The following is a 14164-nucleotide window of genomic DNA, read 5'->3' as shown; positions in this document are numbered from 1 at the left end:
AACTAACATACAATTAGGCACATTTATAATACACACATACCTGAACATTTCTTAATGAAATTTCAACAGCTAACAAAGCCAAAACCAGCTTATAAACAATTTCCATAAGGTGCAGTTATGTCAAAGTGCGTATTTTCAGTCATTGAGTCTCGGTGGTGGAGTGATGGCAATCACAGTGTCAGACCATTGTTTGAAGCTCTAGCAGGGATACATTACGACAACCCATCAGCTTTCTATTATGACATGTTCAGTGAAAAGCAATCTTTGTCATCAGGTCTAAGAATGCGCTGCCGAGACGGCCAAACTCAAGTGGTATACCTCGCTACGCACGGAAGCGATAGCACTATTGGTGGGGCAAGCGGTCAAGTAATTACCCGCACTGAACTGAGAAACATGCTCACAACTCACAACAAAACTAAACAGGTAAAAGGACTTTATTTAGGAACATGCTTGATGGGAAATCAGTCTTTAGCAAAATTTTTACTGGAAGCCCCTGACACTCATTTAGATTGGGTTGCTGGCTATAAGGAGGAGGTAGACTGGATCGATGGAAGCGCTATAGATATGATTTTCTTCTCTAAGCTAGCAGAGGAGTATCGAAAAAATAGCAGTCGACGCAAAGGAAAAAAAACTTCGAGGCAGATGGCTCATATTGCTGGGTCAGAGCTTCTTCAGCTTGTACCTGGGGCACATTCAAAATATGGATTCAATATCTTTATGCATGAAAGCCGAAAGCTAACTAGCATATTCAGCTAACGCCCCAACCTTGCCAATTCTGTATTGCGCACTGACACCGAAATTTGCGCCACCAATACGAACACCACTTTAAAGCTCATAAATTTATTATCCACCACTGGAGACAAACACTTTGCCAACTCTATATAAATACATGAGCTTTAGCACGGCGAAAATCGTACTTAATAATCAAACCCTCCGGTGGACAACGCCAGCCACTCTTAACGACCCATACGATATACAATTCGATTTAAAAGTTGACTTTGATAGAGACATAGTAAAGAGAGATGCGATAGAAAAAATCTGGAAGGCTTACAAAGGTGAGTACATTTGCGTTGAAGGCAACAAAATGAGGTCAGTAATTCAATTATTTCGTGAGCAACTGCCAGGGATACCGAAGGCCTTTTTCGTCGAAAAAATGTCAGCAGGTATAGAAGAGTCGTTCAAGGTACTTGATAAAGGTGTCGGCGACCTTAATATATTCGTCCGCTCAGCGCTCTCAACCTCAAAAATTCTCTGTTTGACTGACTCGCCGACAAATCAATTAATGTGGGCGTACTATGCAGATAGTAATAAAGGGGCTGTTTTTCAGTTTGAACAAGAACAAGGCGCAGATAGCCCTTACTCCACAGCAAAACCGGTAATTTATCGATCAGAAATTCCTAGTCTATTTTCCGAAAATGAATTGTCGGATTTTTTAGCAGGTCTTACAGTATTTGACCAGCAAGCAAAAATTGACGCACTAATTTACACAAAGTCAGAAGCTTGGGCTCATGAACGAGAATGGCGTATCTATTCGGGAGATGGCCGCGACAAGTTCGCCCCACATGAGGACATTAGGTTCGGAAATAAGGAACTGACTGCAGTAATATTGGGCTGTCGAATGCCTGAAGCTGACCGTGAAGCTTTAGCTATGATCGTGAAAGAACGTTTCCCCCATGCAAAAATACTTCAAGCGAACACCATTAATCACAAATACCAACTGGAGATGCAGCCAACCAACTACTAACAACTCACAACCCACCAAACTTATAATAGATAGGTAAATATCTTATTAAAAATGTATTCGCTTCCTTTTTTAGCTTGCTTGACACATAAAAAATATCGGCAAAATCAGCACTTTAACTTTCGATGAGCCATAGTCACGCGCTTTATAACTAAGCTGGCTCAACTCCTGGATAAATTTCAGTCATCATAAACTTACACCTATTCTCAAAATCATCGTGAATCGGTATAGAACTTGTTCTTATTTTCAATGGACTGATGGTCTCCTGAACCAACTGTTGAGCTACAATATTGGATACTTTTTGCCGACACGTGTTTCCATAAGCAACAGAAGCCTGTAAAAAACATACAGAAAAAAGAGTTTTAAGTATATCTTGAAAATCTTCTTCCTCCTTGAATCTCTCGGGCACGAGAACTGGCACATGCGAGCAGAGTAATGATTTGGCTTTTGCAGCATCACCAACTGCAAACTCTGCGTATGGATCATGAGCAAATTTGTTTCTTACAGTATTGGCCAACTCAAAGAGCTTCCTAGTATGTGGCCTTAGCCCACCAAGAGCAGTTAAAAAATCCACCTTCAAAAGAAATGAAATACGCTTCAATTCAATAGCACTTGCCTGCGGAAGAGTCTCAGTCAACGCCCTATCAAGCATTTTATCGATTGCATAATGGCACTTCACCACCAAAGGTAGATACTCATCCTCCACGTCAATTAAACTAAAAAAATCACTTTCTATTTCATCATGCTTTTTCATTCAATACACTCCACGCTTCAACGCAATAGCACGCCATACTTGATGAACCAAACAACGATAAATCCGCAACACTTAGTCAAAACGTACAAAAACCATTAACAACCTGATATCTAATCACACTTAACAAAATCAACTTTAATTTCGAATAACAACTTACTACATCTCTTTACAGCTTTTGGTAGAACTGGATGATGAAATAAAAAAGACCCTCCCCTCCAGTTCTAGGGACACGTGGGTTATTTCCCCCCCTAATTATTAGTTTAGCGCGGGTGGCTCGGAATCGTTTCCTAGCACTGGTGGCTCGGTGCCTGACGGCAAATTCTCTGCGCGCGCCTGGGTGCCCCACGAAATGCTAGTCAGTTCTTTGATTCGATCGACGATAGGCTTGGCATTTTCACCAACCTTCTTAAAGACGACACTTGCCTCTACCAGCAGTCCATAGAAACTATTTAGGTCGGACATCTTTTTATGGATTTCCGCCTGCATTTTCTCTAAGCGCTTTAGAAGACGCTGCTTGTGATCGTCGTCGAGTTCACCATTCGCGATTATCAGTTCTCGAAGTTCATTAATCAGCGTACGGATACGCTTCAAATCTCCATCGGTGAACTCGTAACCGAATCCGTTAGCGAGCGTAATAGAGAACCTACTCTTAATGCTTTCCAGTTTCTGGGCAGACGATTGACCAACCAACTCATCTTGAACGTCGCTAAGGAAAGAACGCATGCGGTTACACACATAACCCATACTGCCATCCAAGTCTGGAGCATCCTTTGCATGAGGAATCAGTGACTGCTCCTGTAGACTGAGAATCAGAGCCGTTGCTTCCAGCAACGTTTCATGAATTTCTTGAGTCCAATCGGGTTGATTTTCTACTTCAGCAAGGGCGAAGCGACAGACAGCAGTCGCACCTTCGATAGCATTTTCCCGAACGGCTTGAATGAGGTGATTAGGGATGCTCATACACTATCCATAGAAGAGGAGAAAGGTAATCACTTTGCCATAAGTTATGTTTGGGGCACACTCCATTGCAGCAAAAATATACCCCCCCCCCCCGGTACTTCTCTGACGACCTGTTCCCCTTCACCGGTCGCCTACGACCAGCTGTTTCTGCGGGCTTCATTCAGTTTGTAATGTCGAATTGTCAGTAGATTGAGTAAGCTACCACCTAAATTCCGCACGTCTCCAAATAATGTAGTCATTAGGGGGGAACAGAGGTTTTACTGATCTGCGCTCGCTTCAGTCATCGCGATGCCGGGCGGACATGCTTACGAGATACCCACCCTTCTATCTCGAGTCCTTCGTGTTTGTAGATAACCAGGAGCCAATCCCGATTAGAGGCGTCAACAACCTCCAAAGGTGCATATTTAGGCAACGCCATTATTACCTCTGCTTTCATTCCTGGATCCTCACGAAGATTGATCCCTTCCTTTTTGGTCAATCGAAACCTTTCGGTTAACGCTTTGGGAACGTCACACAATGCGCTCCGAACAAGCTTTCGTGCATGCGCTAGGGATTCGAAAGCTTCGAGTCGTTCTTGCATGTCGCACACCGACTCACGAAAGTCATTCCACTTACTCAGATCGTCATAAAATGTGTGCACCGCGGTAATGAAGAACATCAAGAAAACTAATGCTGGAGCTGTAAGTTTCTGCGGATTGGAACCAGTATTTAAAGCCTGAACAATCTCGGCCTCCACATCATATGAAGTCGGAGGGGCATCAACGAGGTTCTGACGTTCTTCGTCCTCTTGATAATCCTCAATAAGAGATTGAAGTCTCGTAGGATCGGTAGAGACCAGCAAATCAAAAATGGGGGATGCCTGCAGGGTCTCAAAGCTACTCAAGAGCGATCTTAGCGAAGAAGTAGAGCGGTGTGTGTCCATCGCCGCGATCACTGATTTCAGTGAATCTGAAAGGTGCAATGCCTTCTCGACAGCTTCAAAGGAGGCCGCATGGTGCTGACTGTAGGCTCGAGCAAGTTTTTCAGTCCAACTCGCTAAATCCTGCATTTCGCTTGACGGTTGAAGCCACTTCCCCGTCGAGTTTAATAGAGCTTGGACTTCAGGTGAGGGTTTAAGCATCCGCTCAGTAGCTGCCATCGCCGCGTAAATTTGACGTGATGGCTGGAGAGCTCGATCTGTGGCTTGCAAAAACGCCTCTATTTCGCGAGAAGGACGCATCATCTGTTGAGTGGCATCGATTACCGCTTGGATAGCTGCAGATGGTCGTAACAGCCTGTCTGTAGCATCAATCAGCCTTTGGACGGTGCTGGACTGGCGCAGATATTTATCGAGTGAAGACGTGATCGATTGGTCAGGGAGCGAGTAGGAGAACTTTTGACCTGGTGCAGTATAAAGCGCAGGGTTTGAGGCGTCCAAATGGATCGGAGCCGACACATATAGGTCGTCGGAAACATCAACCGTTTTCCCATCCATAGATTCCTGCTTGTTTTTTTTCTCGCCGGTCATGAAATCGCTCTCTACTGCTGAAAAATGTGGTCGCAAAAAAATTTAATTTGTTGAAGCAACAATTCGAGCAGTATATGCAAGGTGATGCGCAGGAGAATGCTGCCTAGCACGCCAATGCTTGTATCCCTATCTGTATCCCTATGATTAAAATAGCTCTGAAGACCTCTGCCCATAAGGAACACTACAGTCTCCCTCGGGCACCAAAATTCAGAAGGTCTTGCTTAGCAAGGCCTTTTTTTTCGTCTGTCGGAAAGTGCTCGCGCAATGCAGAACGCTCACCACTGCGCGGGTCGCACGTGACATTGCGCGGACTCAGGTGTCGGAGTCGGTTTTAGGCTCAGCCTGAGCACTCCCCCCAAACAACCGCGCCGCTATCGCCCTCCCCCGCTCCAGCCCTTCCTCCGTCAACCAGACCGACTTGTTCCTGTTCACCGGATTACTGATGAAACCCTGCTCATGCAATCTGTTCATGATCTCGAAGTCGAACCCTTTCCAGGCATTGCCGTCGTCGGAACTGAGTGCCGCCAACAGGGCAAGCACAGCGTCTTCCATCAGTTTGTCGTCGTATTCCATGGTCGTCACTCCATTCGTGTTCAACAGTTAACGTCGAGTGTGTGAAGGCTCACCATAATACTCACCGGCCTCCGATGGAAATGCCGCTCAATCCCGTGAAGGTTATTGATCGGCTTCAGCGGGCCCGGCCTCGCCTTTGGGCTGCACTTGTTGATCTCGCTCCGTATAATCAAGCCCCTCTGAAAGCAGCCCAGCGCATCTTGCACCTAACGGTGCTTGCCTCCAGACATTAACTCTCACACTGACGGACGTCGCTAAAGGCACCCCATGGAAACGTCACTGGAAACAGTCGCCCTTTTCTCCCTCAAGCTCGCTTACGAGGAAGAAGGCCTGAGCCCGATTTTGCGGGACGACATGGTCATGGGTGATTACCAGAAAGACGTGTTCGAATTGCTGCTGCGGCGTGGGGATGTCCAGACCATTCAATTCAAAGTGAATGAATGCCTGCGTCTGGCAATGGATGCCTTGGGCGGTGTTGAAAAACCGTTAGGGCGTGAACTTTACAAACTTTCAACTGAGGTCAGAAAAGCTCAGTCGATGGAGCAGCTCAGTGAGCCGCTCCTGATACTCAGGGACTATTTGAAAGCCATTCAGTAACACCTGAGACATTCTATTTCCACTGTTCTTCAAGTAGTAATTACTGTCCTGACTCCATCATGGCCGCAGGGCGGCTTTGAAAGTTAACTTTCGCCTGATATTTCACCATTTCCAAAAGCGACTTGTATGCATCTGCATCCTTTATAGGGCCTGCTCTATTTTCTGTAATGTATAAAAGCCCTTCCTCCGTTTGCAGAATGACGATGTATTGCATGTTCGGACCAAATACAGCATCAGAATCATCAGACGTAAAAGTAGCGGTGATTCGCTCCCCAGATTTCAACGTTTGCGGCAAACCATAGACTTCGCTCGTCGCTAACTGCCCACTAACCGTCTGGCTAAGGCCTGAACCGGGATTGACCACCAGTACAGAAACAGTGGGCATAAATGTCAAAGAGCTTTGACCAGCATTGTTTGCTGTTACGACAAATGTAGCAGGACGTGATTTAGCCCCCTCCTTGAAATCGGGTCGCGAGACGGTTAGTTGGGTATAGATCTTGGGAACGCCTTTCTTGTAATTTCGGTACTCCTGAAAGGTACTCAATCCAGCGCCCCACAACCCAAAAGCAATAGCGAAGACGATACCAATTTTCTGCCATGTATCCGACGACCAACCACTCATTCTTGACCCCTTATTAAATTTAAATTATCGGACTCGCGCGCCCGAACTACTTCAGGAGATGACTTGAAATATATTTCGAAATCTCCACCATCGACGTCTTCCCGGTGAATTCGAACTTCACCTTCCCCAGTGACGAGAAGTAAATCTCCAACTCCGAATCCAGATCGAACGTGCCCGAGGTTTCCACGGAGTAGGCGACGATGTTCTTGTACGGCAAGGACGTGAAATCCTTCTTGCTGCCGGTAATGCCCTGAACGTTGACTGCGATGATGCGCTTGTTGGTAAACACCACGCCGTCACGCATGGCCTTGTAAGAGTCGATCACTTCCTCGCCGTCGAGCAACAGCGCGCTTACGCGTTCGGCGTACTCATCGTTCTGCTTGAGTTTGAAGAAGCCTTTGTTGTTGAAGTCGATCATCTGTCCATCCTCATCTTCAAGAAAACATCCCGGTATTTCTTTGCTTCAACGACGGGCTTTCAGCACGCGGATATCCGTCGGGAAGCCATCGGCGCCAACAAGCTTTTTCCAACCCAGATACTGAAACTCGCCCTTCTCATCAATGTAATCGCCCTTCTCCACTGATCGGCCGCCAACCACCGCCACGCGTTTCACTTCGCCACAACCGCCGTCAGAAGGCCTGACGGTGTAGATCACATACGGCTTCACATATTGCGTGGCGCGGAAGTATTGGCCGCAGATTTCGTCGACAGTGATCAACATGGTTTTCAGGCGTGCTTCGCCGTCGGTGTCTTCGTGCAGTTTCAGGAAGGAGATGTCGCCGACGTCGCTGTAGCCGAGGGCGCGGGCGCGTTGGTAGGCGGGGGAGTTCTGGTGGGCGATGCGGCCTTCCTCAGCAGCACCTTGCATTTTTGCGGCGAACTCGGCTTTGCCTTGGGCGATCATCGCTTCAGCCTGGCCCGCTACGTTTTCGCATTGTGCAAATTCTCGGGAGCCTAGGTGGTTGGGTGTCAGGTTCGAGCGGTGTTCATTCATGGTTCGCAGGTTGCTTTCCAGGGCAAACATCACGTCGTAGGCCGTGGCCCGACCGCTCTGCACGTCGGCCATTTTCTCCAGCACGCGCTGGCAGTTGCCGGCGTAATACTTCCAGCTGTTTTCCGGATGCTCTTGCACGGCGGCGAATGCTGGGGCCATTGCAGCGGCGAGAGTGATTGCGCAGAGCAGGCGCAAACAATGGGTACTGATTGGCATGGGTAGTCCGTTACGGAGATGGGCAGTGGCGCGACGCTACTATTTTGCTATCGTGCCGTCCACTGCCAGTAACGAGGTCGCCAGCGCCTCGATGGAATCGATTTTCAGAGGGAGAAACGCCTTGATGGCCGTGTTGTACTTTTTCGTCTGGGCAGCCGTTTGGGCTTGGGTTGTGCAGACCCGTGGTGCCTGGAACCTGATCCTTGCCAACCTGGCGGGTGCCGCCAGCGGCTTCATCGTCGCAATGATTTTTTCGGTGGTCTGTGCAGGACTTTTCCCGGCGCACGTGCCTCCCTCACCCGAAAACCTGGCGAGTAGCGTGCTGCAAGTGATCACCACGCTCGGTGTGCTGGCGGGTGTCTGGATGTGGCTGGTCAGGCGTCCTCAGCCAGAGCATCCGTTGGCCCGGCAACTTTTCGCCGGTATCTGTGGGCTGGCTGCTGGTGTGACGACGCTGGCGTTTTTTGCGCTCAATTTTCACTGAGCAGCACTCTCGTCACTGGCATTACCCGTTTGTTTTGTTATCTTGCCGCCCATCGTCGGCGTTCACCTTGGGCGTGCGTTGATTTCAGGTTTGGAAGGTTTAAGGAAAGGATCAAATGGAGTTTCTGCGTTTTCTGGCGATTGTTGCGGTTTGGGGGTTCATGTGGCGCTGGGTGGTGCAGAACCGTGGCAGCTGGAATATTTTCTACGGCAACATCGTGGGTGCTGCGGGCGGCTTCATTGTGGCGATGGTGGTGCTGTCGATCACGTTGTCGTTGTTTCCGTCGTCGCATGACTACGAAGCGCCGCAGGCTGAAAACACGCCAGTCACCGAGCCGACCTCTCTATTGCCTGAGGCCGAGGCAGTCACACCCGCTGCCGATCTAAAGGATGCACCGGCATTTGCTGCCATCGAGCCGGACGACAAACCCTCTCCCGCCGACTCCGCACTGTTGCCGAACTACGCCAGCCGGGCGCCGAAATCGATCGGGTTACAGACCGTGCTGGATCAAAGCGACTATGACGGTCGCATGGCCCTGGCAGCACTGAACAAGAAATTGCGCGGCGACGCACAGGCCGACAAGTCGATGATTGCGTATGTCATGTGCAGCCCGTTTGTGACCAGCACGTTGCGCTTCCCCGCTTCGGCGCGCTTTGCAGACAGCAAGGCACTGGTCAGCCACCGCTTCAAGGATCAGGTCTACACCTTCAACAACACCGTCACCGCACGCAACATGAACGGCGACGATGTCACCTACCGTTTCGATTGCTCAGTGCAAGAGCAGCCGCGAGTTGACGCGCTGCCTGCGCAATGGCGTTTGTTGGCGCTGAAACTGCAAAAAGCCGACTCTTAAGGCTGATTTAAGGGTTCAAGGCGCCGGCTGCGCTATCATCGCCGGCCTGTGCGCCTTGAGCTTTGCCCTCGATGTCTTCGACACCCGCTAACCTGATCCCGCTGCCTCCTGTCCTGGCCGGCCCGCTGCTGCGACGGCTGGAGCCTACGCGCGTGGTCATGTGGCTGGTCGGCACGCGGCCACTGGCGCTGACCTTGCGCCTGCAGGGTGTAGGAGACATTCCTCTCGATGCCGGGAAATGCACGGTCATTCCCGTAGGCCGCCACGCCTTTGTCCATCTCATCGATGTTTCTCTCGACAACGCCCTGCCGTGCGATACACGTATCGACTATGACCTGCTGATCGACAATGCAGAGGGCATCGCCGACTGGGCGGCGCATCTGCTGTACGGCGATGCAACCAGTCCGAACTTCGTCCTGCGCTCGCGGATCGATCAACTGCTGCACGGCTCTTGCCGCAAACCGCATCACCCGGCGACGGATGGTTTGCTTTGCGTCGACCAATTGCTGGCGACGGAAACCGATCCGCAACAACGTCCGGCCCTGTTGATGATGAGCGGCGACCAGGTCTACGCCGACGATGTCGCCGGCCCGATGCTGCGGGCGATTCATGCCTTGATCGAACGCCTCGGGTTGTTCGACGAACACCTCGAAGGCGCCGTGGTCAGCGACAGCGCCAAGCTCTATGAACATCCGGCCAGTTACTACCATCGTGCGGATTTGTTACCGGCACTTGAGAGCAACGAGACATTACGCGAGCGATTTTTCGGCGGCGCGCGTAAGCCGATTTTCACCAGCAGCAGCGCTGACAATCACTTGGTGACGTTCGCCGAAGTCATGGCGATGTACTTGCTGGTGTGGTCGCCAACGGCCTGGTCGCTGATCGATCCGCAAGCGCCCGAGCTGACGCCGGAACGCCTCAAGCGCTACACCCTCGAACAGACTCGCATCGACGCGTTCAAGGCTGGATTGGACAAGGTCGCCCGCGCGCTCGCGCATCTGCCGAGCCTGATGATTTTCGATGATCACGACATCACCGACGACTGGAACCTGTCCGCGCAATGGGAGGAAACGGCCTACGGCCATCCGTTCTCCAAACGCATCATCGGCAATGCGTTGATCGCCTATATGTTGTGTCAGGGCTGGGGCAACAATCCCGATGCGTTCAAGGATGTGTTGGAGAAAACACTGGGGCTGAGCGCCAGTGGCAATGACCAGTATCTCGACAGCCCGGTGCAGGATGCTCTGATCGATGATTTGTTGCGCTTTCAGCAATGGCATTTCGTCCTGCCGAGCAGTCCGGCGCTGGTGGTCATCGACACCCGTACCCGCCGCTGGCGCAGTGAGATGGCGCTCAAGCAGCCCTCGGGACTGCTCGATTGGGAGGCACTGAGTGAACTGCAGCAGGAACTGCTCGATCACCCGTCAGCGATCATCGTGTCCCCGGCGCCGATCTTCGGCGTGAAGCTGATTGAAACCGTGCAGAAGGTTTTCAGTTGGTGCGGTTATCCGCTGCTGGTCGACGCGGAAAACTGGATGGCCCATCGCGGTGCCGCGCAGGTAATACTGAACATTTTCCGCCACTCGCGCACACCGGGCAACTACGTGGTGCTGTCGGGCGATGTGCATTATTCCTTCGTCTACGAAGTGCTTATTCGACACCGCAAGGCCGGGCCGCGAATCTGGCAGATCACCAGCAGCGGGATCAAGAACGAGTTTCCGAAAACCCTGCTGGAATGGTTCGACCGCCTCAACCGCTGGCTCTATTCGCCACGCTCCCCGCTGAACTGGTTTACCAAACGCCGCCGCATGCTCATCGTGCCGTACACGCCTGAACATGCTGAGGCTGGTGAACGCCTATGGAATTCGGCGGGGATCGGTCAGGTGTTTTTCAATGAACAGGGGCAGCCGCGCGAGATCATTCAGCACAATTCGAATGGCAAGGCGAAGACACGGATGCTGGCGCCGGATCTGGCGGATTATCCGGACTAGAGGCTTCCCGTGTGGGAGCGAGCTTGCTCGCGAATGCGGTCGAGCATTCAACATTAATGTCGACTGTGACGACGCCTTCGCGAGCAAGCTCGCTCCCACAGGGTTATCGGATATCCATTAACTCGCGGAAACAATCCGTCCAATTCCTCTGACAATCATTTCCACCTCCCGCTCATCAATCGTCAACGGTGGCAGCAGCCGTATCGTCTTGCCCCGCGTGACGTTGATCAACAGCCCATGATCCCGCGCCGCGATCAGGGTCAGATCTCGCACCGGTTGTTTCAGCTCGATACCGATCATCAAGCCCTGCCCGCGAATTGCCAGGACGTTGGGATTGTCTGCCAGTTCTGCACGCAGCCGAGTCAACAGACGCTCACCCTGAATACGGGCGTTTTCCAGCAGGCCCTGCTCTTCGATGATATCCAGCACCGTGCAACCGACCCGACACGCGAGTGGATTGCCGCCGAAGGTGCTGCCATGACTGCCGGGGGTGAACAGGTCCGCCGCCCTGCCCCGTGCGAGACAAGCGCCGATCGGCACGCCGTTGCCCAGCCCTTTTGCCAGGGTCATGACATCCGGGACAATGCCTTCATGTTGAAACGCAAACCAGCGGCCGGTGCGGCCGATGCCGGTCTGGATTTCATCGAGCATCAATAACCACGCATGGCGATTGCACAGTTCACGCAGGGCTTTCAGGTAACCCGGCGGCGCGAGCTGCACACCGCTTTCGCCTTGGATTGGCTCAACCAGAATCGCCACGATGCGCTCACCGTGTTTTAGCTGCAGTTGCTCCAGCGCAGCGAGATCACCAAATGGCACCTTGACGAAATCCCCCGGCAAATCGTTGAAACCCAAGCGCACAGCCGGGCCATCGCTGGCCGACAAGGTGCCAAGTGTGCGGCCATGGAACGCGTTGGCCATGACCACCACCAGCGGCTGTTCGATGCCTTTGCGCCAGCCGTACAAACGCGCGAGTTTCAGCGCCGTTTCATTGGCCTCGGCACCGGAGTTATTGAAGAACGCCCGCTCCATCCCCGACAGCTCCGTCAGCCGTTTGGCCAGTTGTTGCTGCCAGTCGATGCTGTACAGATTCGACGTGTGCAGCAGCAATCCCGCCTGCTCGCTGATCGCCGAAACGATCCGCGGGTGTGAGTGGCCGACATTGGTCACCGCGACACCGGCAACCGCATCCAGATACTCGCGACCCGCCCGATCCCACAGGCGAGTGCCGAGGCCTTTGGTGAAACTCAGGGCCAGCGGTTGGTAGGTGTTCATCAGGGCGGCGGTCATGACTTCAAACTCCAGTGAAGGTCGGTGTGCTGGCAGTATGGTTAGCCACCTAAACTGGATAAACTCGGAAAAACTTCATTCATTTAAAAGCAGAGCTTGATAATGGATCTGTTCCAATCAATGAGCGTGTACGTCAAAGTCGTCGAAGCCGGGAGCATGACGGCGGCGGCGTTGCAGTGTGATATGTCGACGACCATGGTTGGCAATCACCTGCGCGCGCTGGAGCAGCGGCTGGGTGTGCAACTGCTGCAACGTACGACCCGCCGTCAGCGGCTCACCGAATTTGGTAGCGTTTATTACCAGCGTTGCCTGGAAGTGTTGGGATTGGTCGCCGATTCCGAACGCCTCGCCGAGCAGACCCTCGATCAACCCCGAGGCATGCTGCGCCTCACCGCGCCGCTGACGTTCGGCGTTGAACGACTGGCGCCGGCGCTGAGTGAGTTTTCGTTGCTTTATCCACAGGTCAAACTCGATGTGGTGTTGACCAACACCCGTCCCGATCTATTGGAAAGCGGCCTCGATGTCGCGTTTCGGCTGGGCAACTTCGAGCAGTCCAACCTGATCGCCCGGCCCTTGATCGACTACACCCTGACCGCGTGCGCGTCGCCGCAATACGTCGCCCGGCGCGGCATGCCGAAAACGCCGGAAGACTTGCAGCATCACGATTGCCTGTCATTTGCCTATCCCGCCGGTGACGACTGGCAATCGGTGGAAAAGCGTTGGCGCCTGAGCAGCCCCGACGGGGAAATCATGGTCGACGTCAGCGGACCTATGCTGATCAACAGCTCCGCCGGGCTGCATCAGGCTGCCCGCACCGGCATGGGCATCGTGATGTTGCCGGATGCGCTGGTGGAACAAGACCTGCGCGAAGGCCGACTGGTGAAAGTGATCGCCGATTACCAGCCACCCAGCCGACCGATGCATCTACTCTACGCGCCGGATCGCTATCGCTTGCCGAAACTGCGTCGTTTCGTAGAGTTTGTCATGCAGCGCTGGGGCAAATCCTGACGTCACCTGCACCAGCCTCCCAGGAATAATCACTGACAAGGACCCGAACAGCAGATGAACAAGACACTCGTCGTACGTGATTTGCTGCCGGTCGAAACGGAATCGGTGAGGCAGTTTCTCGGGCAGCATGGCTGGGGCCATCGCACCGGCTCAGCTGAACACTTCGCCCAGTTGCTAGAGCATTCCCAGCGCAAGGCCGTCGCCGTCCAGGGTGAGCGCATCATCGGTTTCGCTCGCGGGATCACTGATGGTTTGTCCAATGGTTACCTGTCAATGGTGGTGGTCGATGACCAGCATCGGCGTGAAGGGCTTGGCCGCGCACTGGTTGAGCACATCATGGGCGACAACGCGGATATCACGTGGGTGCTGCGCGCCGGGCGCGAAGGCGCAGAGGCTTTTTTCGCCAGCCTGGGTTTCGAGACCTCGGTGATTGCCATGGAACGCCCGCGCCGGAAATAGCACACGCCGGGAAAAAACTCGACCGGCAGACCGTTGCTCCGTGACAACGCCGCCCCGCTCCCCTAAATTAGTCAGCCTGAAAAAGCCCTTGGGTTTTCTCATCTCCACTCAAGTT

General features: G+C 52.5%; 16 protein-coding genes. 8 read left to right on the top strand and 8 right to left on the bottom strand.

Features of this window, described 5'->3' with window-relative positions:
• Positions 1 to 117 precede the first annotated feature (117 nt).
• Together H8F23_RS26530 and H8F23_RS26525 are read left to right on the top strand one after the other, a co-directional pair.
• Positions 118 to 756, top strand: coding sequence for a hypothetical protein (locus tag H8F23_RS26530; RefSeq protein WP_143520545.1), 639 nt, complete (start codon positions 118 to 120; stop codon positions 754 to 756).
• Between the two features lie 112 nt (positions 757 to 868).
• Positions 869 to 1744: a DUF2971 domain-containing protein gene (locus H8F23_RS26525; protein ID WP_194936352.1), complete on the top strand. Its 876-nt coding sequence runs from the start codon at positions 869 to 871 to the stop codon at positions 1742 to 1744.
• A gap of 148 nt (positions 1745 to 1892) precedes the next feature.
• Here the strand turns inward: H8F23_RS26525 and H8F23_RS26520 are convergent, their stop codons facing one another.
• From H8F23_RS26520 to H8F23_RS26505, 4 genes are all read right to left on the bottom strand, one after another.
• On the bottom strand, positions 1893 to 2495 hold the full coding sequence (locus H8F23_RS26520; protein WP_194936351.1) for a hypothetical protein: 603 nt from the start codon (positions 2493 to 2495) through the stop codon (positions 1893 to 1895).
• Positions 2496 to 2750: 255 nt separating this feature from the next.
• Entirely contained in the window at positions 2751 to 3455 is a 705-nt protein-coding gene (locus tag H8F23_RS26515) for a hypothetical protein (RefSeq protein ID WP_096795512.1), read from the bottom strand.
• A gap of 280 nt (positions 3456 to 3735) precedes the next feature.
• On the bottom strand, positions 3736 to 4962 hold the full coding sequence (locus tag H8F23_RS26510) for an SH3 domain-containing protein (protein ID WP_194936350.1): 1227 nt from the start codon (positions 4960 to 4962) through the stop codon (positions 3736 to 3738).
• A gap of 312 nt (positions 4963 to 5274) precedes the next feature.
• Entirely contained in the window at positions 5275 to 5535 is a 261-nt protein-coding gene (locus H8F23_RS26505; RefSeq protein WP_095125924.1) for a DUF6429 family protein, read from the bottom strand.
• 267 nt (positions 5536 to 5802) lie between these two features.
• On the opposite strand from H8F23_RS26505, the gene H8F23_RS26500 reads away from it, so the two are divergent.
• Positions 5803 to 6132 (top strand): hypothetical protein, encoded by a 330-nt coding sequence (locus H8F23_RS26500; RefSeq protein ID WP_194936349.1) that lies wholly within the window; start codon positions 5803 to 5805, stop codon positions 6130 to 6132.
• A gap of 40 nt (positions 6133 to 6172) precedes the next feature.
• Here H8F23_RS26500 and H8F23_RS26495 read toward each other — a convergent pair whose 3' ends face one another.
• The 3 genes from H8F23_RS26495 to H8F23_RS26485 are packed head-to-tail and all read right to left on the bottom strand — an operon-like array spanning position 6173 to position 7964.
• A complete protein-coding gene (locus tag H8F23_RS26495) occupies positions 6173 to 6754 on the bottom strand; it encodes a hypothetical protein (protein WP_122604865.1) in 582 nt (193 codons plus the stop codon).
• A gap of 46 nt (positions 6755 to 6800) precedes the next feature.
• Entirely contained in the window at positions 6801 to 7172 is a 372-nt protein-coding gene (locus tag H8F23_RS26490) for a PH domain-containing protein (RefSeq protein ID WP_122604864.1), read from the bottom strand.
• A 45-nt stretch (positions 7173 to 7217) separates the two neighbouring features.
• Positions 7218 to 7964 (bottom strand): hypothetical protein, encoded by a 747-nt coding sequence (locus H8F23_RS26485; RefSeq protein ID WP_194936348.1) that lies wholly within the window; start codon positions 7962 to 7964, stop codon positions 7218 to 7220.
• A 25-nt stretch (positions 7965 to 7989) separates the two neighbouring features.
• Here H8F23_RS26485 and H8F23_RS26480 point away from each other — a divergent pair, with 25 nt between their 5' ends.
• The 3 genes from H8F23_RS26480 to H8F23_RS26470 all read left to right on the top strand — a co-directional run bounded on the left by H8F23_RS26480 (position 7990) and on the right by H8F23_RS26470 (position 11292).
• Positions 7990 to 8448, top strand: coding sequence for a hypothetical protein (locus tag H8F23_RS26480; protein WP_324187901.1), 459 nt, complete (start codon positions 7990 to 7992; stop codon positions 8446 to 8448).
• Positions 8449 to 8563: 115 nt separating this feature from the next.
• Positions 8564 to 9301: a hypothetical protein gene (locus H8F23_RS26475; RefSeq protein WP_194936347.1), complete on the top strand. Its 738-nt coding sequence runs from the start codon at positions 8564 to 8566 to the stop codon at positions 9299 to 9301.
• Between the two features lie 71 nt (positions 9302 to 9372).
• On the top strand, positions 9373 to 11292 hold the full coding sequence (locus H8F23_RS26470; protein WP_194936346.1) for an alkaline phosphatase D family protein: 1920 nt from the start codon (positions 9373 to 9375) through the stop codon (positions 11290 to 11292).
• A gap of 117 nt (positions 11293 to 11409) precedes the next feature.
• Here H8F23_RS26470 and H8F23_RS26465 read toward each other — a convergent pair whose 3' ends face one another.
• Positions 11410 to 12582 (bottom strand): aspartate aminotransferase family protein, encoded by a 1173-nt coding sequence (locus H8F23_RS26465; RefSeq protein WP_194936345.1) that lies wholly within the window; start codon positions 12580 to 12582, stop codon positions 11410 to 11412.
• Positions 12583 to 12684: 102 nt separating this feature from the next.
• Between H8F23_RS26465 and H8F23_RS26460 the strand changes: the two genes are divergently transcribed.
• Together H8F23_RS26460 and H8F23_RS26455 are read left to right on the top strand one after the other, a co-directional pair.
• A complete protein-coding gene (locus H8F23_RS26460; protein WP_194936344.1) occupies positions 12685 to 13590 on the top strand; it encodes a LysR family transcriptional regulator in 906 nt (301 codons plus the stop codon).
• A 54-nt stretch (positions 13591 to 13644) separates the two neighbouring features.
• A complete protein-coding gene (locus H8F23_RS26455) occupies positions 13645 to 14049 on the top strand; it encodes a GNAT family N-acetyltransferase (protein ID WP_194936343.1) in 405 nt (134 codons plus the stop codon).
• Positions 14050 to 14164: the final 115 nt, after the last annotated feature.

Origin of the sequence: Pseudomonas neuropathica, from assembly GCF_015461835.1 — a bacterium.
GTDB classification, from domain to species: domain Bacteria; phylum Pseudomonadota; class Gammaproteobacteria; order Pseudomonadales; family Pseudomonadaceae; genus Aquipseudomonas; species Aquipseudomonas neuropathica.
This window is presented reverse-complemented; position numbering and strand designations above follow the sequence as displayed.